This is a genomic window from Buttiauxella noackiae, from assembly GCF_000737905.1.
In the GTDB taxonomy this organism is placed as follows: domain Bacteria; phylum Pseudomonadota; class Gammaproteobacteria; order Enterobacterales; family Enterobacteriaceae; genus Buttiauxella; species Buttiauxella noackiae.
Map to the genome: position 1 here is coordinate 1,149,307 of NZ_JPRU01000002.1, position 19,178 is coordinate 1,168,484.

Annotated in this window: 16 protein-coding genes and 6 tRNA genes; 12 read left to right on the forward strand and 10 right to left on the reverse strand. The window is 47.3% G+C overall.

Going from position 1 to position 19,178, the window contains the following annotated elements; all coding sequences use genetic code 11:
• Positions 1-256 precede the first annotated feature (256 nt).
• The gene (locus IX31_RS13755; protein ID WP_034458999.1) at positions 257-1,444 is read left to right on the forward strand and encodes a NupC/NupG family nucleoside CNT transporter; all 1,188 of its coding nucleotides are present in this window, start codon (positions 257-259) and stop codon (positions 1,442-1,444) included.
• A gap of 68 nt (positions 1,445-1,512) precedes the next feature.
• Here the strand turns inward: IX31_RS13755 and IX31_RS13760 are convergent, their stop codons facing one another.
• The 5 genes from IX31_RS13760 to IX31_RS13775 all read right to left on the reverse strand — a co-directional run bounded on the left by IX31_RS13760 (position 1,513) and on the right by IX31_RS13775 (position 5,869).
• Positions 1,513-2,712 (reverse strand): diguanylate cyclase, encoded by a 1,200-nt coding sequence (locus tag IX31_RS13760; RefSeq protein WP_241767191.1) that lies wholly within the window; start codon positions 2,710-2,712, stop codon positions 1,513-1,515.
• A 36-nt stretch (positions 2,713-2,748) separates the two neighbouring features.
• Entirely contained in the window at positions 2,749-3,153 is a 405-nt protein-coding gene (locus tag IX31_RS23640) for a hypothetical protein (protein ID WP_241767192.1), read from the reverse strand.
• Positions 3,154-3,189: 36 nt separating this feature from the next.
• Entirely contained in the window at positions 3,190-5,424 is a 2,235-nt protein-coding gene (locus IX31_RS13765) for an EAL domain-containing protein (protein WP_241767193.1), read from the reverse strand.
• Between the two features lie 247 nt (positions 5,425-5,671).
• Positions 5,672-5,747 (reverse strand) — tRNA-Ala (locus IX31_RS13770).
• 46 nt (positions 5,748-5,793) lie between these two features.
• Positions 5,794-5,869, reverse strand: a tRNA-Ala gene (locus IX31_RS13775).
• Between the two features lie 233 nt (positions 5,870-6,102).
• Here IX31_RS13775 and IX31_RS13780 point away from each other — a divergent pair.
• Complete coding sequence (locus tag IX31_RS13780; RefSeq protein ID WP_072009454.1) at positions 6,103-6,456, forward strand: YfeC-like transcriptional regulator; 354 nt, start codon at positions 6,103-6,105, stop codon at positions 6,454-6,456.
• A gap of 67 nt (positions 6,457-6,523) precedes the next feature.
• Here the strand turns inward: IX31_RS13780 and gltX are convergent, their stop codons facing one another.
• Positions 6,524-7,939: a glutamate--tRNA ligase gene (gene gltX / locus IX31_RS13785; protein WP_034459005.1), complete on the reverse strand. Its 1,416-nt coding sequence runs from the start codon at positions 7,937-7,939 to the stop codon at positions 6,524-6,526.
• Positions 7,940-8,198: 259 nt separating this feature from the next.
• Between gltX and IX31_RS13790 the strand changes: the two genes are divergently transcribed.
• The 5 genes from IX31_RS13790 to IX31_RS13810 all read left to right on the forward strand — a co-directional run bounded on the left by IX31_RS13790 (position 8,199) and on the right by IX31_RS13810 (position 9,191).
• Positions 8,199-8,274: transfer RNA gene (locus IX31_RS13790), tRNA-Val, on the forward strand.
• Positions 8,275-8,317: 43 nt separating this feature from the next.
• Positions 8,318-8,393, forward strand: a tRNA-Val gene (locus IX31_RS13795).
• 33 nt (positions 8,394-8,426) lie between these two features.
• Positions 8,427-8,502: transfer RNA gene (locus IX31_RS13800), tRNA-Val, on the forward strand.
• A 3-nt stretch (positions 8,503-8,505) separates the two neighbouring features.
• Positions 8,506-8,581 (forward strand) — tRNA-Lys (locus IX31_RS13805).
• 265 nt (positions 8,582-8,846) lie between these two features.
• On the forward strand, positions 8,847-9,191 hold the full coding sequence (locus IX31_RS13810; protein WP_034459007.1) for a FlxA-like family protein: 345 nt from the start codon (positions 8,847-8,849) through the stop codon (positions 9,189-9,191).
• Here the strand turns inward: IX31_RS13810 and IX31_RS13815 are convergent.
• Complete coding sequence (locus IX31_RS13815) at positions 9,188-10,117, reverse strand: LysR family transcriptional regulator (protein ID WP_034459009.1); 930 nt, start codon at positions 10,115-10,117, stop codon at positions 9,188-9,190. The genes IX31_RS13810 and IX31_RS13815 overlap by 4 nt on opposite strands.
• A gap of 90 nt (positions 10,118-10,207) precedes the next feature.
• Between IX31_RS13815 and IX31_RS13820 the strand changes: the two genes are divergently transcribed.
• Positions 10,208-11,197, forward strand: coding sequence for a bile acid:sodium symporter family protein (locus IX31_RS13820; RefSeq protein WP_034459011.1), 990 nt, complete (start codon positions 10,208-10,210; stop codon positions 11,195-11,197).
• Here the strand turns inward: IX31_RS13820 and IX31_RS13825 are convergent, their stop codons facing one another.
• From IX31_RS13825 to zipA, 3 genes are all read right to left on the reverse strand, one after another.
• Entirely contained in the window at positions 11,198-11,413 is a 216-nt protein-coding gene (locus IX31_RS13825) for a DUF3820 family protein (RefSeq protein ID WP_034459012.1), read from the reverse strand.
• A 1-nt stretch (position 11,414) separates the two neighbouring features.
• Positions 11,415-13,433, reverse strand: coding sequence for an NAD-dependent DNA ligase LigA (gene ligA / locus IX31_RS13830; RefSeq protein WP_034459014.1), 2,019 nt, complete (start codon positions 13,431-13,433; stop codon positions 11,415-11,417).
• Positions 13,434-13,501: 68 nt separating this feature from the next.
• Positions 13,502-14,488 (reverse strand): cell division protein ZipA, encoded by a 987-nt coding sequence (gene zipA, locus IX31_RS13835; protein ID WP_034459017.1) that lies wholly within the window; start codon positions 14,486-14,488, stop codon positions 13,502-13,504.
• Between the two features lie 230 nt (positions 14,489-14,718).
• On the opposite strand from zipA, the gene cysZ reads away from it, so the two are divergent.
• The 4 genes from cysZ to ptsI all read left to right on the forward strand — a co-directional run bounded on the left by cysZ (position 14,719) and on the right by ptsI (position 19,144).
• A complete protein-coding gene (gene cysZ, locus IX31_RS13840; RefSeq protein WP_034459020.1) occupies positions 14,719-15,480 on the forward strand; it encodes a sulfate transporter CysZ in 762 nt (253 codons plus the stop codon).
• A gap of 267 nt (positions 15,481-15,747) precedes the next feature.
• Positions 15,748-16,719: a cysteine synthase A gene (cysK, locus tag IX31_RS13845; protein WP_034459022.1), complete on the forward strand. Its 972-nt coding sequence runs from the start codon at positions 15,748-15,750 to the stop codon at positions 16,717-16,719.
• A gap of 395 nt (positions 16,720-17,114) precedes the next feature.
• Complete coding sequence (gene ptsH, locus IX31_RS13850) at positions 17,115-17,372, forward strand: phosphocarrier protein Hpr (protein ID WP_034459025.1); 258 nt, start codon at positions 17,115-17,117, stop codon at positions 17,370-17,372.
• A gap of 44 nt (positions 17,373-17,416) precedes the next feature.
• Positions 17,417-19,144, forward strand: a complete 1,728-nt coding sequence (ptsI, locus tag IX31_RS13855) for a phosphoenolpyruvate-protein phosphotransferase PtsI (protein WP_034459027.1) — start codon at positions 17,417-17,419, stop codon at positions 19,142-19,144.
• The last annotated feature ends 34 nt before the right edge of the window (positions 19,145-19,178 follow it).

Below are 19,178 nucleotides of genomic sequence, written 5' to 3' on the forward strand. Positions count from 1 at the left end.
AAACAATGAGGGATTAGGGGTGACGATTTAGCATCGCCCGTTAATGAAAAAAAATTACGACAACCATTATGTTAAGGATGTGTGCACTGACGCAACTTTTACCTTCTTTACTTAACATAGCAGAAATGTATGGTTGATCACTAATTTTGAGTTTGGTCACATGACATCACTATAGTGTGCGATTAGTCTCGTTTTCTTATTGCTTGTTTCATAGAATGTGCAACGAAATTAAACCTGCCTCATGTTTGGAGCAAATATGTCCCGCGTTCTTCACTTTGTCTTAGCGCTTGCCGTGGTAGCGCTACTTGCTTTATTGCTAAGTAGCAACCGTAAGCAGATTCGTATTCGCTTTATCGTTCAACTGTTAGTGATTGAACTCATTCTCGCCTGGTTCTTCCTGAACTCAGAAATCGGTCTGGGCTTTGTGAGAGGTTTCTCAGAAATGTTTGAGAAACTGCTTTCGTTCGCTAATGAGGGGACAAACTTTGTATTCGGTAAGATGAATGACGAAGGACTCGCCTTCTTCTTCCTGAAAGTACTCTGCCCAATCGTATTTATCTCTGCGCTGATCGGGATATTGCAGCACATCCGCGTTCTGCCGATTGTTATCCGCTTTATCGGTACCGTTCTGTCTAAAGTGAATGGTATGGGTAAACTGGAATCCTTTAACGCCGTAAGCTCGCTGATTCTGGGACAATCAGAAAACTTTATCGCCTATAAGGATATTCTCGGCAAGATGTCACGCAACCGCATGTACACCATGTCCGCTACGGCCATGTCTACCGTGTCCATGTCGATTGTCGGTGCTTATATGACGATGCTCGAGCCAAAATATGTGGTTGCAGCACTGGTGTTGAACATGTTCAGTACCTTTATTGTACTGTCGCTGATTAACCCTTACCGCGTTGATGAGAGCGAAGAAAATATACAGATGTCTAACCTGCATGAAGGCCAAAGCTTCTTCGAAATGCTAGGTGAATACATTCTGGCAGGTTTTAAAGTTGCGATTATCGTTGCAGCGATGCTGATTGGCTTCATTGCCCTGATCGCGGCACTGAACGCACTGTTTGCAGCAATCTTCGGCATCTCCTTCCAGGGCATCCTGGGTTACATCTTCTACCCGGTAGCCTGGGTGATGGGTGTTCCGTCGCATGAAGCATTGCAGGTTGGTAGCATCATGGCCACCAAACTGGTTTCCAACGAATTCGTTGCGATGTTGGATCTGCAAAAACTGGCCGGTACGCTTTCCCCACGTGCGGAAGGTATCCTGTCTGTGTTCCTGGTTTCGTTTGCTAACTTCTCTTCTATCGGGATTATCGCTGGTGCGATTAAAGGCCTGAACGAAGAGCAAGGTAACGTGGTTTCTCGCTTTGGCCTGAAACTGGTTTACGGTGCAACTCTGGTGAGTATTCTGTCAGCTTCTATCGCTGGTCTGTTCTTGTAATTCTCACAGTAAAAAGCCGGGGCAATTTGCCCCGGCTTTTTTATGCCTGAAATTCATAGCGGATTTATCTACGTCCCAATCGCCTCGTCATCCTGCCAGCAGACCTGGTTTCTGCCTCGTTCTTTAGCGGTATACATCCGCATATCTGCAAGCGACTGGATTTGATCAAGCGTGTACTCCGGATATTCACTATGTGAAGCCACACCTAGCGACGCGGTAACCGGTAATTTGCGGCCGTCATCCAAAACCAATGCCGAAGACTCAAGTTCCCATTTAACTCTTGTCGCCACCATAATCCCCGCCTTGAGATCGGAATTAGGCAGATAAATACAGAACTCCTCACCGCCAATACGCCCCAGAATATCCTGACTGCGTATCGCACGCTGAATGTGTTGGGTGGCGTGTATCAACACGTTATCACCAACCAAATGCCCGTAAACGTCGTTCACTTTTTTGAAATGGTCGAGATCAAGCTGTACGAGAGTGTAATCCACATAATTAGGGCTAATTTGCGATGTTTTTGCGAAGAAACCGCGACGGTTTAACGCTCCAGTCAAATCATCGTGAAGCGCATGACGCTGCATCTCACGCTGCAAGCTACCCATATTGCGCACCAGGCGGCAAATCACTCGGTGCGATCCCCAAAGGAAAAGCACAAATATCCCCCACATCACGATCAACAAGATACTGAAACGGCCAAAGTCTTCATGTAAACCCTGGCTGAGAGTCTGAGTACTTATTAACACCGAACGCGTACCAACAACTCTGCCAAAAGTGATGAATACCGACCCATCGCGCATCGTGCCACGCGATGAGACCTCAAGCATTTCACGAATTGTTTGTAGATGCTGAGCAGTGAGTTGAAATTGATTGACCGAGCCTACGGCATTGGTTAGCGGGATTAGCTGTTCATCAAACAGTTGATATGCGCTCTGCGTATCTTCTGGTAAAGACCCCGCAAGGAATTTCTGCACCGCATCATTTTCAAACGCAATCCCCAGAAGCCCTATCCATTCACCACGAAAATCGACAGGAATGGCAGCATTAACCAGAGTGTCATCAGTTTTAGCGATATTTTGCCGTGTCCAGAAAGGTTCTCGCTGTGGATTGAGCAACGGCGAGGCCAATACGAAACTACCCTGTTCCTCATGCGGGTTGTAACTGCTCTCTAATAGCGAGTTCATCTCCTGAGATAAAGAGACAATAAATTCGCCATCACGAGAGATGTAGTACAAATCAGCAGTAAGTTCATTGGCCCCTGTGGCCAACGGGAAAAGACCTTGAATTTTCCGCAATGCATAGAGCTACTGGCGGACTTGTAGCGCATCCGCGCCGTGAAATTTGCTGTCTTCGGTAAGCGTATCGGGCAAAGGCAGCTCGCGGATCCACAATGGTGAATCGCCAACATCACCTGTAATTTCCGAAGGAACAGTTGCCACACCAGGGAAGAGTGGATCATCCATCGCTTCAATAAAAATTCTTTTTAGATAGCGAAGATTGTCAACTTTGTACTGTGCTTTACTTTCGATTCGGGCAATCACACTTTCCAGGTGACTCAGTTGGCTTGTACGGTAACCATGGCTAAATAGCTGTCCTTGCTGCCAGAATAAAAAAGTGGTCAGCGCAAAAACAAAAATGAAAACCAGATGGATAACCCGGAGTGTTTTTGCCATTGGCAGGCGAAATCTATTCGCTAATGAAGTGCTCACAAATCAGCCCTTTGATTATATGCTCGCAACATACTACTACCTTAATGTGTTGACTAAGGCCAGAGGCTCTGGTTTGCCTATCAAATACCCTTGTAAAAACTGTACGCCGAGTTCGCATAACAACCTGCGTTGTTCTTCTGTTTCAACGAACTCTGCAACAACAATCAATTGCTTCGCTTTAGCCATATCACATATAGATTTAACAATCAGAGGGTCAAGCGAATCCGATGTAATGTCTTTAATGAAACAGCCATCAATCTTGATAATGTCCGCTTGCAACCTTTTCAGTCGCTCGTAGTTGGCATAACCGGTGCCGAAATCATCAATGGCAATTTTAAACCCATAATCACGTAGTAGTGTAATGTTCTGCATTGAAGTTTCTGATTCCGAAAAAGCCTGTTCCTCGGTGACTTCAATAATCACGCTGCTCGTTGGCACCTGGAATTGCGTGAACAATGAAATAATATTCTGCGCAATATCCTTTTGCATCAACGTCAACGGCATGAGATTTACCGAGAAACGCGACTGCTCGTCCTTCTCGGGGTGAAGATACAAATAATTCACCAGCTTCTTCACCACCAACATATCGAAGCGCGTGCTGAGGTTAAATTCAGCAATGACAGGAATAAACTTATCTGGGGTAATTAGCTCATCATCAAAAGTGATGCGACTCAATATTTCGTGATATCCGTGCCCCATCTTATTAACAACAGGTTGGGCATAGAGTGTGACAGGCTCTTCTTCATTCAAGGCATGTTTGATTTTTTGCAGCAGCAAAACACGCTCTGTCGTTTTGTCAGAGACATATTCAACTCGGGTATTCAGGCTGAGCACGCGTAACGACTCACTCGCCTGATCGGAGAGAAAGCTTAATTGCCCTAAAGTTCGGTGTAATTCTTCAAGACTGTTGTCGATAACACTATAGGAAGCGCCGTACTCAATTTCCAGCATGGTGTTATGCCATGTTATTTTTTTGCTATTGAGTAAATCAACAATATATTCGAGCCGTGCATCAGTATGTTGTCCGCGGAGGAATATTAATAGTTCACTGCCGGGTAATTGAAATACTTGTTCGCCTTCATGCAGGAAAGGCGTTATCTGGCTGGTAACCATACGCTTACAATGAATTCGCATCATCATACCGTAATGGCGGCTTAGAAATTCCAGGTTCGACATCCGCAGGCAGCAAAGCGTCCCTTCCGGATAACATTGAACATGATGCTCCAGCGCACGTAAATTTGGTAATTGTGTTAATGGGTCGGTTAAAGCCTGCGAATGATAAATTCGCTTCATCCACTCATTTTTCTTAAACATCATCGTCATATACAACATACAGACGGAAAAAGAGATGAAAACAGAAAGAATGAATGACAGGGCAAATTCTGTATTAACCCCGTAAAGAAAACCCTCGTTATACGTCAGTAATAGCCATACGGATATAGCCCATAACAGCCCCATTAAACGCGGGCCAAAATGGCGGATACCCAGCGTAAATAGCACAAAGATAGCAGGCACGAGGTAACCCGAAACCTGTAACATGCCCCACGATGAGCACAGCACCGCCAGCAGCGTTATCAGGCATAACATCCAGGTGAAAGAATAAAAACGACGTGGACCAATGAAATCGCGCAACACGCAGCGACGCCAGAAGGCCCGCGCGTAATTTGGGTTCAGGACCATTCTGAGCGGATAATAAAACAGGAAAGTGAATATCAACGAGGCGGCAATTAAATTTTGAAAATCCACCACCATAAACATGAGTGAATTGTCACCAAAGTACGCAGCCACTGCTTGCGGAAATTGAATATATCGCCCCGCCAGATACATCAATAATTTAGTGCTAAACGGTGCGACAAACCCTAGCCAGAATATCCGAGTTCCCATTCCTTTATCGGTCAGTGCATAGCGCCACCTCGCCCCAAGGTAATGACGGGCAATAATGCTACAAACGATTATTGGAAATATCAGGCAAAAAACAAAGGACGCTAATGCCACAAATGAAAGATGAAGTACGAATGAGAATGTCACTACAGATGAAATTATTAGAGGAATAATCGCAGTCCGGCCATAGATAAACACCATGGCTATCAACAAACCCATTGGGAGATAAGCGAGATAAACCTGAACACCATCAATTGTCGTTAACGGTGAAATGTAGCGAGAAAAAGGGACAAGCAAAAGAGATAAAACCAGTGCTGTGAGGAATTTCTTGATAGATTTTTGAAAAATCATAAGCCCTGGTCTAAGGATTCTGTAATGGCTTTGCAGCATTATTCGGTGATAAATAATACGTTTATTTGTTGCGCAAATCAAGTTTTCGAATTATTGCATGTGGTTAAATTTATTAGTTTTTTATACAACCCAACAAAGAGAAATAGTTTGATATATTCATATTGAGAATACATCGTATTTATATATTCACTGAATTATATGAATCCGTGCTCAGGTCACTATTATGTAACATTATTCTGGCGCTGAAACGAAAAAACCCCCGCCATTAGGCGAGGGTTTCATATTTTGGTGGAGCTAAGCGGGATCGAACCGCTGACCTCTTGCATGCCATGCAAGCGCTCTCCCAGCTGAGCTATAGCCCCACGAATGGGTTTGGTTTAAACGATTCAAATCTTGCTGGTAAAGATTTGGTGGAGCTAAGCGGGATCGAACCGCTGACCTCTTGCATGCCATGCAAGCGCTCTCCCAGCTGAGCTATAGCCCCGTACCGTGAAACCGTGTCGTATCGACGGGCGGCATCATATGAAACCCATTCGAGAGTGTCAACGTCAAATTCAGCTTCGGCGATTAATCGACGAAAAAGCAAACAATACAAGCAAAAGCAAATGTATCTCGTCTTCCTGTAGTTAATCCTGTCACAGTTTCCAGTAAAATGATCCCCTAAAATGAACCCCTAAAATGAACCACTAATAACCCCTTTGGATTTAAGGAAAAACTGTGCTCAAGGAACGTATGACCCCGGAAGAGCTGGCGATGATTACTGGTTATAGTCGCCAAACAATCAACAAATGGGTACGCAAAGAAAGCTGGCTCACGAGTCAAAAACCCGGTGTTCAGGGAGGCAAAGCTCGCCTGATTCATGTGGATGAGCGTGTTCGCGATTTTATTAATAGTGCAAAACGTGTTTCGGAGAAACTCAGCAGCTATCACGTAAATGACACTTCACTGGAAGGGCTTTTGCTCAATTCGATGAAGCAGATGTCGATTTCAGAACAAGAAAAGATGTCAGCGCTGATTTTGCGGGAAGGCATTGCTGGGGTGTTAAAGCGTTTAGGCATTCGTGATGAATAAAATGGGTATGAAAAAGCCGGCATAAGCCGGCTTTTTAGCAACTACTCTTCAATTACTGAATTTCGCGTTACTGTTGTGCTTCACGTGCAGCGATAAATTCCAGAGCCTGATTAATACGAGCAATAGAACGTTGTTTACCAATCGCGTGAACAGTGACATCAAGACCAGGTGACTGCCCTGCTCCTGTAACAGCAACACGTAGCGGCATGCCTACTTTACCCATCCCCACTTCCAACTCATCAGCGGTTGCCTGGATTGCATTATGCACATTCTCTGCAGTCCAGTCGGTTAATGCAGCCAGTTTGTCGCGCACCACTTCCAGCGGCTGACGAGCAACCGGGCGAAGGTGTTTCTTCGCAGCATCTGCGTCAAACTCACTGAAGTCTTCATAGAAGTAGCGGCAAGTTTCAGCCATCTCTTTCAGAGTTTTGCAGCGGTCACCCAGCAATTTCACCAGCTCAGCCAGTTGTGGACCGTTGCGAGTATCAATATTTTGCTGTTCGATATGCCATTGCAGATGGGTCGCAACATATTCAGGAGCAAGGTGATTAATGTAGTGGTGGTTCAGCCACTGCAATTTTTCGGTATTGAATGCGCTGGCCGATTTGCTTACTGAATCCAGGGTGAACAGTTTGATCATCTCTTCACGAGTGAAGATTTCCTGATCGCCATGAGACCAACCCAAACGCACCAGGTAGTTCAATAGTGCTTCTGGTAGATAACCATCGTCACGATACTGCATAACACTTACTGCACCATGACGTTTGGAAAGCTTTTTACCGTCATCGCCATTAATCATGGAAACGTGCGCGTAAACAGGCACTGGCGCATTTAATGCTTTCAGGATGTTGATCTGACGCGGAGTGTTGTTGATATGGTCTTCACCACGAACAACATGGGTGATTTCCATATCCCAGTCATCTACTACAACGCAGAAGTTATAGGTTGGGGATCCATCGGTACGGCGAATGATCAGATCGTCCAACTCCTGGTTACTGAATTCGATAGGGCCACGGATCTGGTCATCGAAAATAACAGAGCCTTCTTGCGGGTTGGCAAAACGCACAACACATGGTTCATCAGCAGTATGGTGCTCATGGCCATGGCGGCAACGACCGTCATAACGAGGTTTGTCGCCATTCGCCATTTGCTCTTCACGCAATGCTTCAAGACGTTCTTTAGAGCAGTAACATCTGTACGCTGTACCAGCTTCAAGCATATCGTCGATAACCGCGTTATAACGATCAAAGCGTTTGGTCTGGTAATACGGACCTTCGTCCCACTCAAGGCTCAGCCAATTCATGCCATCCATGATAGCTTCAATAGCTTCTGGAGTTGAACGCTCAAGGTCAGTGTCTTCTATACGCAGCACGAACTCGCCCGCATGGTTACGAGCAAAAAGCCATGAATAGAGAGCAGTACGAGCACCACCAACGTGCAAATAACCAGTTGGGCTTGGCGCGAAGCGAGTTTTGATTTTCATTAAACGGCCTTAATTACGCAAAAGTACCGGGAAACCGGCAAATGCCAGGGAATATAGAGTGGAGAACATTCTACCACTGTGTACTGATTCCTCAATGTAGATACCCTTTCTTGTCTGCAATCCACATATTCTGGTGGCAAATCAACCATCAATGGATAATTCATGATCGCATTGTTTAATTTTACGACGAACAAACAAAATCTTTAGAAAAGGCGTTGACTCATTTTCAACTCTCCCTATAATGCGACTCCACACAGCGGGGTGATTAGCTCAGTTGGTAGAGCACCTCCTTTACACGGAGGGGGTCGGCGGTTCGAGCCCGTCATCACCCACCATTCATTAGTGAGTGATTCCGCAGTGTAGCAAGAGATAAGATTTGGGTGATTAGCTCAGTTGGTAGAGCACCTCCTTTACACGGAGGGGGTCGGCGGTTCGAGCCCGTCATCACCCACCATTATCTACTCTTGTAATAGCAGTACCGAAGTTTGGGTGATTAGCTCAGTTGGTAGAGCACCTCCTTTACACGGAGGGGGTCGGCGGTTCGAGCCCGTCATCACCCACCATTCGGGTCGTTAGCTCAGTTGGTAGAGCAGTTGACTTTTAATCAATTGGTCGCAGGTTCGAATCCTGCACGACCCACCAAATTCAGAAAAAAGCGCCTTTTGGCGCTTTTTTCGTTTCTGAAGCACAGAACCTCATCACGTAGGGTTCGAACCTACCGCAACGGAGACGAACCAAAGGGCGAGTCTCAAAGCCCCCACCTATGCATAAAAGCGCCTTTTGGCTATGCATATTTCTAATCCATCTCCCGTTAACCCTGCCAAAATCAATGGCTATCACCTTCTTCTCTCAAGATTTTTCTGCGTTTAGCCGATAACTGCTTAATCTAATCCCTCGAGGAATTATTATGAGCAACACTATCAATACCTCTACACCTTCACCACAAGCCAGCACAAGCGGTTCTTTAGCAAGCTCAGGCAACAGCCTGGCATCACAAATCAGCCGTATCACCCAGCAAATCACGAAACTAACTCAGCAAGCGAAAGATATTGCCAATGGCAGCGGAACAACAGAAGAAAAGCAAAAACAGCAGGAACTGATTCAGACACAGATTAAAATGCTGCAGGCGCAACTTGCACAACTACAACGCCAACAAGTAGAAGCCGCAGAGAAAAAACAGGAACAGCAACAATCCCGAATGGAAGGTGTAAATAAACCGTCTGTAGATCATCAGATTGATATCTATGTCTAATATTTATTAAAAAGTGGGTCGTTCAGGCGAGCAGTGGTTAACTGCTGCGCCTGTTGACGAACAACTTGCCAGATAGCCTCAGCAGCACGAGAAAGCGAGCGATTTTTCCGCCGTACCAACATCAATTGCCGATCGACAACTGGAACCAGGGGCCTGACAACAAGAGGGCGCTCTTTGGGTAATGGCAATGCCAATGCCGGAAGAACGCTAATACCAATTCCCGCCTCGACCATTGGAAACAGTGTCGCCGGGTGGCCAATCTGCTGAACTATATTAGCCTCGATACCCTGATGCATTAATGCATCATCGATCAACGGGCGGCTGCCTGATGCGTAATCCTGTAGTACAAGGTTTGCACCTTGTAATGCTTGCCATGGCACTTGTAATTGAGCGGCAAGCGGGTGGTCATTTCGGCAAAGTAACAAAAACGGCTCGGAAAGCACGACTTCGCAATCCAGGTCGTTGGCCTGAATAGGATCGATAACCATGCCAAAATCCACTTCTCCCTGGCGAATACTTTGCAACACCCACTGCTGCGGGCGGTCATGGAGCACAAAACGGATCGAAGGAAACTCAATAGCCGCAGCAGCGATAGATTGCGGCATTAAGTGGGCTGAGATAGTCTGGCTCGCCGCGACACGCACAATCCCGCTTAGCTGATGGCCAACGCTGCGTGTATCCAAAAGTGTGCTGGTCAACTCTTCCAGCAGCCGTTCAAGCCTGGAAGCCAATTGTTGGCCTGCTTCCGTCAGCACGACTTCTCGTGTTGTGCGGTCCAGTAGCTTTACACCTAGCTCAGTCTCTAACTCTTTTACACTGTGACTAACCGCAGATTGACTCAGACCAATCTGCTCCCCTGCCCGGCTAAAACTCCCGGCATGAGCCACAGCGACAAACACTTTTAACTGACGCAGCGAATAATTCATCTATTTAATTCATTAATGCATTCAATAAATCAATTTTATTTCTAAAAACATTAAAAGCACAATAGTTCTACAACAGTTTGAGGAATAATGATGAAACTCTTTCGCGTACTCGATCCCTTCACGCTGACGCTAATCGTGACCGTATTACTGGCGTCTTTCTTCCCCGCTCAAGGCGGCTTTGTTGGCTTTTTTGAAGGGCTAACGACCGCAGCTATCGCACTGCTGTTCTTTATGCACGGCGCAAAACTTTCGCGCGAAGCGATTATTGCTGGCAGCAGCCACTGGCGTTTACACCTGTGGGTCATGTGCAGCACGTTCGTTTTGTTCCCGGTTCTGGGCGTATTGTTCGCCTGGTGGGCACCAGTCAATGTGAGCCCGGAGATTTATACTGGCTTTCTGTATTTGTGTATTTTGCCTGCCACAGTGCAATCAGCCATTGCATTCACCTCGCTTGCCGGGGGCAACGTAGCTGCAGCCGTATGCGCAGCATCAGCTTCAAGCCTGCTCGGCATATTCCTGTCGCCGCTTTTAGTAGGCATGGTGATGCATGTTCATGGAGCAAGCGGAAGCTTACAGCAGGTCGGCAGCATCATGTTGCAGTTACTGGTGCCGTTTGTAGCAGGCCATCTTTCACGTCCATGGATTGGTGATTGGGTTGCACGCCATAAAAAATGGATCGGTAAAACCGACCAGACTTCTATTCTGCTCGTCATCTACACGGCGTTTAGCGAGGCGGTAAGACACGGGATCTGGCACAAAGTTGGCCTGGGTTCACTGCTGTTTATTGTGGTGGTAAGTCTGGTATTGCTGGCTATTGTCATCAGCATCAACATATTTGTGGCAAGGCGGCTGGGCTTTAACAAGTCTGATGAAATTACCATTGTATTCTGTGGTTCGAAGAAGAGTTTGGCGAATGGTATTCCGATGGCAAATATCTTATTCCCGGTCGCAACAGTCGGGATGATGGTGCTGCCGCTAATGATCTTCCACCAGTTGCAGTTGATGATATGCGCAGTGCTAGCCCGCCGTTATCAGAAAGAGACGCAGGTGGCAGCCAAAGCCGCCACCGATAACACTTAGTTAATGCCTTTTGAGGGGCTTCACCAGCCCCTCCAACCCTTCAGTCTTAATAAGCAAAGTGAGCCTCATCAGCTCACCAAGATGTCCTTGAGGAAATTCATCTTTACGCGCAAACCACAGCAAGTACTCTTCCGGGACGTCAATCAGCACGCGGCCTTTATATTTACCGAATGGCATCACGGTATTAGCAATCTCAATAAGCTGCTCTTTATCCATTTCATTCACCTAATAAGCGAATCATTTCAGCCTCATCAATCACATCAATACCTAGCTCTTGTGCTTTTGCAAGCTTTGAACCTGCAGCTTCACCGGCAATGACCAAATCGGTTTTCTTCGACACACTACCTGCAACTTTTGCACCCAAGGCCACCAAACGAGTCTTCGCATCATCGCGTGACATAATACTCAGCGATCCTGTCAGCACGACTGTTTTTCCTGCAAATGGGCTATCGATCTCTTCCGCTTTGATAATCACCGGTGCAGGCCAGTGAACGCCCGCTTCTTCCGTCAACTGACGAATAACTTCCCGGTTGCTCTCTTCAGCGAAGAAGTTGAACGTATGAGTGGCGACCACAATACCCACGTCAGGCACTTTTTGCAGATCTTCGATGCTTGCCGCAATTAGCGCATCCAGCGTGCCAAAGTGCGCGGCTAAACCAGCGGCTGTCGCTTCGCCCACTTCGCGAATGCCAAGTGCATAGAGGAAGCGCGCAAACGTGGTCTCTTTAGCTTTCTCAAGCGCATCAACTACGTTTTGTGCAGACTTAGGTCCCATCCGGTCAAGCCCGGTAAGTTTACCGGCAGTCAGTCGGAAAAGATCCGCAGGCGTATGAACGTATTCTTTCTCAACCAGTTGGTCGATTATTTTATCGCCCATGCCGTCTACATCCAGCGCGCGACGAGAGACAAAATGCTTAAGCGCTTCTTTGCGCTGTGCGCCACAAATCAGGCCGCCGGTGCAACGCGCAACCGCTTCTCCTTCAACACGTTCAACGTCAGAACCGCAAACCGGACAATGAGTTGGGAAGACAATCTCGGAGGTATTCTCCGGACGTTCGGACTCAACTACACCTACGACTTGCGGGATTACATCGCCCGCGCGGCGAATAACTACGCGATCGCCAATTCTTAACCCCAGGCGCTCGATTTCATCTGCATTATGTAATGTGGCATTGCTGACCAGCACACCTGCAACCTGAACCGGCTCCAGACGAGCAACAGGGGTAATTGCCCCCGTTCGCCCGACCTGAAACTCAACGTCACGAACAAAAGTCATCTGTTCCTGAGCTGGGAATTTAAACGCCACGGCCCAACGCGGTGCGCGAGCAACAAAGCCGAGTGTTTCTTGCAGCGCAAGTGAATCTACTTTGATAACCACACCGTCGATATCAAAACCTAATTTTGGACGTTCAGCTTCGACCTGGTGATAAAACGCCAGTACTTCTTCCGGTGTATTACAAAGGCGAATGCGGTCGCTCACCGGCAGTCCCCACTCTTTAAACTGCTGTAAACGTGCATGATGGCTAGCGGGTAATTCGCCGCCTTCAAGTAAACCAACGCCATAGCAGAAGAAAGTTAACGGGCGCTTCGCTGTAATACGTGGATCGAGTTGTCGCAGAGATCCGGCTGCTGCATTACGAGGGTTAGCAAAGATTTTACCGCCTGTGCGACGTGCTTCCTCGTTAATCTTTTCGAAACCAGCCTGCGGCAAGAACACTTCACCACGAACTTCCAGACGACGGGGTATATTCTCGCCACGCAGTTTTAGAGGGATAGAACGAATAGTGCGCACGTTGGCTGTGATATTTTCGCCAGTCGTACCATCGCCACGAGTGGCGGCACGAACCAAAACTCCATCTTCGTATAGCAGGCTTACCGCGAGGCCATCAAGTTTCAGCTCACAGCAAAAAGTAATGGCCTCTGCGCTTTTTAAGCGGTCCTGGACTCGTTTGTTAAACGCCAGGTAGCTAGCCTCATCAAAGGCGTTATCGAGCGACAGCATCGGCACTTCATGGCGAACCTGGGTAAATTCGCTTAAGGGAGCAGCACCCACGCGCTGTGTCGGTGAATCAGGGGTGATGAGTTCAGGATGCGCGTCTTCCAGAGAACGCAATTCAGCCATCAGGCGGTCATATTCCGCGTCCGGGATTTCTGGAGTATCAAGTACATGATAAAGGTATTCATGATGGCGAAGCGTGGTTCGCAGTTGAGTAATTTGTTGTTCGATTGTGTCCATATCGCACCATCAATATAAAAAACCCCCGACATGCGGGGGTTTAGGGAGAAACATGTTCAGGATTTGTATCAGTGGCTTGCGTTTGCTTCAACCACTTCGCGGATACGGTCCTGGTACTCACGCATTTTTTGCGGCGTCATCATACGACGTTGGTCGTCGAGCACTACACCACCGACTTCATCGGCGATGTGCTGTGCGGACTGCAACATCAACTTAAAGTTTTGCGTTGGGTCGCCATATGACGGCACCTGCATGAAAATTGTCACGCCAGGTGTGGCAAAATTCGTCATGCTTTCTGGGTCAAATGATCCAGGCTTAACCATATTAGCAAGACTAAATAGAACTGGGCCGCTGCCATCTGGACTAAGATGACGGTGGAAAATGTTCATTTCGCCAAAGATAAAGCCCGCTTGCTGAATACTGTTTAACAACACATCGCCGTTAATCATGCTGCCAGCATGAGCCGAAACGTTCAGTACAATCACCGTCTCTTTACGACGTACCGGTGGTTCCGGTGTCGGAGCAGGTTGTGCAACAACTGGCTCCGGCGCAGGTTCAGTATGCTGCACCGGTTGGACCGACACTTGCGGCGCAACTGGCTGAGGCGTTTGAACAGGCTGTTGTATCGGTTGATGGACAGCAGGTTGCTGAGGCGCTGGCTGATGTACAGGCGCAACAGGAACTTCCTGACGCGAAACAACCGGTTCAGGCTGACGCACAGGCGCACTCTGACGCGGCTCCGCAGAGGCGTAAGGTGGCTCATACTGATGTTGAGGAACATGCGGCTGACGAGGCATTTCTGGCTCGCGAGTCGTTGTTTCTGGCGCAGGATTAACCCGACGCACACGCACCTCACCTACTCCATCATCTTGCTCATCGTCAGCCTCATCGTCATCCGATTCGTATTCGTCACGCTTTGACTTCATGCGCTTCATTGGACGATCACGAAAAATGGAAGAACGTTCCTTACGACTTGTCCACAGGCCGTGAACCAGTAAGGCTATTATGGCGATCGCGCCAACAATGATTAATATCAGACGCAAATCCTGCATCATTATATTCTCTGTTGTTCTAACACCTTGCCACCGCGGCAAACATTTACTCACTAAGAGTATTTGCCCATCTGCTCAAGTGCAAGTCCGCACACTGTTTTCTCAGCATAAAGATGTACCAAAATCGATTTTTCGCTGTTTTTTCGACCATTTCTTAGTAAGTTTTTCTCCTGGCACTCAGTTATGATAACTCTGCACGTCATTGTAATGACCAAAAAGGAGTTCGTTCAGATATGGTTTCAAATTCAGGAGCCGGGCCACATAGTGGTGTTTATTACTTTTCGCAAGGCTGGAAGCTGGTACATCAGCCAGGAATCAGGCGCTTCGTGCTCTTGCCATTATTAGTCAATATTTTATTGATGGGTGGAGCATTTTGGTGGTTGTTTACTCGCCTGGATGTTTGGGTTCCTACCCTTCTTTCTTACGTTCCAGATTGGTTACAGTGGTTGAGCTATCTCATTTGGCCACTGGCAGTCGTGTCTATCTTGCTGGTGTTTGGTTATTTCTTCTCAACCATCGCCAACTGGATTGCTGCCCCCTTTAACGGATTACTGGCAGAGCAGCTCGAAGCTCGTCTGACTGGCGCAACACCGCCGGATACCGGTGTGTTCGGTATAATGAAAGATATTCCACGGATTATGAAACGCGAATGGCAAAAGCTCTCCTGGTATCTGCCGCGAGCGCTTGTATTACTGATTCTCTACTTCATCCCTGGTATCGGCCAAACCGTCGCACCTGTTCTATGGTTCTTATTTAGCGCCTGGATGCTGGCTATCCAGTACTGCGACTACCCATTTGATAATCATAAAGTGCCATTTAAAGAAATGCGCATCTCATTGCGTGAGAAGAAAATCATTAACATGCAGTTTGGCTCACTCGTCAGTCTGTTTACACTTATCCCTTTCCTGAATCTGGTTATCATGCCAGTCGCAGTCTGTGGTGCTACCGCCATGTGGGTCGACTGCTATCGTCCAAAACATGCTATGTGGAAGTGACTTTTTATACCTAAAATCATTCAAGTTGCAGGTAGATGGAAAGTGAGAGAATCCTCAGGTCCTTACTAAAGTAAGTGACTGGAGCGAAGGAGTGCAGCCAAGCTTACCTGCAGCTTGAAAGATGAAGGATATATGCCACTCCTTATTCCTTCTGGCTCCTGCTTATTTCCCTTCTACATATAGATATGCGATTTCTTTACTTCCGCATAACTTCTAAGCAGGTATGCTGAAGAGGTTTCCCAAATTTCATACAGTTAAGGACGGGTTATGAGCAAGATCTATGAAGACAACTCTCTGACTATCGGTCATACGCCGCTGGTTCGACTGAACCGCATCGGTAATGGACGCATCCTGGCCAAGGTAGAGTCCCGTAACCCGAGCTTTAGCGTAAAATGCCGTATCGGGGCCAATATGATTTGGGATGCCGAAAAACGCGGTGTGCTGAAGCCTGGTGTGGAGTTAGTCGAACCAACAAGTGGTAATACCGGTATTGCATTGGCATATGTTGCCGCCGCACGAGGTTATAAGCTCACGCTGACCATGCCTGAAACCATGAGTATCGAACGTCGCAAACTGCTGAAAGCACTGGGTGCCAACCTGGTATTAACTGAAGGCGCGAAGGGCATGAAAGGTGCCATTCAGAAAGCAGAAGAAATTGTTGCCAGCAACCCAGAGAAATTCCTTTTGCTCCAGCAGTTTAGCAACCCAGCCAACCCAGAAATCCACGAAAAAACCACTGGCCCAGAAATCTGGGAAGATACCGACGGTGAAGTAGACGTATTTATTTCGGGTGTAGGTACTGGCGGCACGCTAACGGGCGTGAGCCGTTACATTAAAAACACCAAAGGTAAAACGGATCTGATTACTGTCGCCGTAGAGCCTACTGATTCGCCGGTTATTGCTCAGGCACTGGCCGGTGAAGAACTTAAGCCTGGCCCTCATAAAATTCAGGGTATCGGTGCCGGTTTCATCCCTGGTAACCTCGACTTGAAGCTTATCGACAAAGTGATTGCTATCACCAATGAAGAAGCTATTTCAACGGCACGGCAGTTGATGGAAGAAGAAGGTATTCTGGCGGGTATCTCTTCCGGCGCTGCGGTTGCCGCTGCGCTAAAACTTCAGGAAGATGAAGCATTTACCAATAAAAACATTGTGGTTATACTCCCTTCTTCTGGGGAACGTTATCTGAGTACCGCTCTGTTTGCCGATCTTTTCACTGAAAAAGAACTCCAGCAGTGATGCCAATCAGGTGAATCAGTGTAAAAAAGCACCCAAACGGGTGCTTTTTTGTGGCATACGTCAAACTTTTGGCCTCCCTGCCATTGCGTCACTTCGCCATGTCTGGTATCTATCCAGCAAATTATTTTGATGCGCGAAATTAATCGAAAAACGTGACGTACATCTGCTGAATCGATTTAACGATTTGGTGCAAAATCACATTTCACGGCATAATGATTAATGACGAGCGAGCCGCGAAGCGCATGGTCGATACCAAAACACATTTCGTGGTTTCCGAAAGCATCCTGTGTCGCGTAGAGTTACAATTAACACGGCGCTAACTATACAGGCTAAAGTTTTGCCACCAGGCTAGACTTTAGTTCCACAACACAAAACCTATAAGTTGGGGAAATACAATGTTCCAGCAAGAAGTTACCATTACCGCTCCAAACGGTCTGCATACCCGCCCTGCTGCTCAGTTTGTTAAAGAAGCTAAAGGCTTCACTTCTGAGATCACTGTGACCTCCAACGGCAAAAGCGCAAGCGCGAAAAGCCTGTTCAAACTGCAAACTCTGGGTCTGACCCAAGGTACTGTTGTGACCATCTCCGCTGAAGGTGAAGATGATCAGAAAGCAGTTGAGCATTTGGTAAAACTGATGGCTGAACTCGAGTAAGTTCTGGGTTCTTCGTAAATATCAGTCACAAGTAAGGTAGGGTTATGATTTCAGGCATTTTAGCATCCCCGGGTATCGCTTTCGGCAAGGCACTTTTGCTGAAGGAAGATGAAATTGTCATCGACCGGAAGAAAATTTCTGCCGACAAAGTTGCGCAGGAAGTTGAACGTTTCTTAAGTGGACGCGCTAAAGCGTCAGCACAATTAGAAGCGATCAAAATTAAAGCTGGCGAGACCTTCGGTGAAGAAAAGGAAGCTATCTTCGAAGGCCACATTATGTTGCTGGAAGACGAAGAGCTTGAGCAGGAAATCATAGCCCTTATCACAGATAAGTTAGTGACTGCTGATGCAGCTGCTCACGAAATTATCGAAGGCCAGGCGGTCGCGCTGGAAGAATTAGACGATGAATACCTGAAAGAACGTGCGGCTGACGTACGTGATATCGGTAAGCGTCTGCTGCGCAATATCCTTGGTCTGGCAATTATTGACCTTAGCGCCATTCAGGATGAAGTTATCCTGGTCGCAAAAGATTTGACGCCATCTGAAACCGCACAGCTTAACCTGCAAAAGGTTCTGGGTTTCATCACCGATATCGGTGGCCGTACCTCCCACACCTCCATCATGGCGCGTTCTCTTGAGCTGCCTGCGATTGTTGGTACTGGTAGCGTGACCAACCAGGTGAAGAACGGCGATTACCTGATCCTCGATGCCGTTAACAATAAAGTTTACGTTAACCCAACCAACGAAGAGATCGAAGCTCTGCGTGCTGTACAGCAGCAAGAAGCTTCTGAGAAAGCTGAACTGGCGAAACTGAAAGATCTGCCAGCAATTACTCTCGATGGTCATCAGGTAGAAGTATGCGCAAACATCGGTACTGTTCGTGATGTGGACGGTGCTGAGCGTAATGGTGCAGAAGGTGTAGGTCTGTATCGTACAGAATTCCTGTTCATGGACCGCGATTCACTGCCGACTGAAGATGAGCAGTTCGCGGCGTACAAAGCTGTTGCTGAAGCCTGTGGCTCACAAGCAGTTATCGTACGTACCATGGATATCGGTGGCGACAAAGAGCTGCCGTACATGAACTTCCCGAAAGAAGAGAACCCGTTCCTGGGCTGGCGTGCAGTACGTATTGCTATGGATCGTAAAGAGATCCTGTACGCTCAGGTTCGCGCTATCCTGCGAGCTTCTGTATTCGGTAAATTACGTATCATGTTCCCAATGATCATCTCTGTTGAAGAAGTGCGTGCACTGAAAGCTGAGATCGAAATCATGAAGGCGCAGTTGCGTGAAGAAGGCAAAGCGTTTGACGAAACTATCGAAGTTGGCGTGATGGTTGAGACTCCGGCTGCGGCTACAATTGCTCGCCATTTGGCTAAAGAAGTCGACTTCTTCAGTATCGGTACCAATGATCTGACACAGTACACCCTGGCAGTTGACCGTGGTAATGATATGATTTCACATCTTTACCAGCCAATGTCACCGTCTGTACTGACTCTGATTAAGCAAGTTATTGATGCTTCTCATGCAGAAGGTAAATGGACCGGTATGTGTGGTGAGCTTGCAGGCGACGAACGTGCTACACTTCTGTTGCTGGGAATGGGTCTGGACGAATTTAGTATGAGTTCCATTTCTATCCCGCGCATTAAGAAGATTATTCGTAACACGAACTTCGAAGATGCGAAGGTGTTAGCAGAGCAAGCTCTTGCTCAACCGACAACGGACGAGTTAATGACGCTGGTTAACAAGTTCATTGAAGAAAAAACAATCTGCTAATCCACCGGATGCGGCCCAATTTACTGCTTAGGAG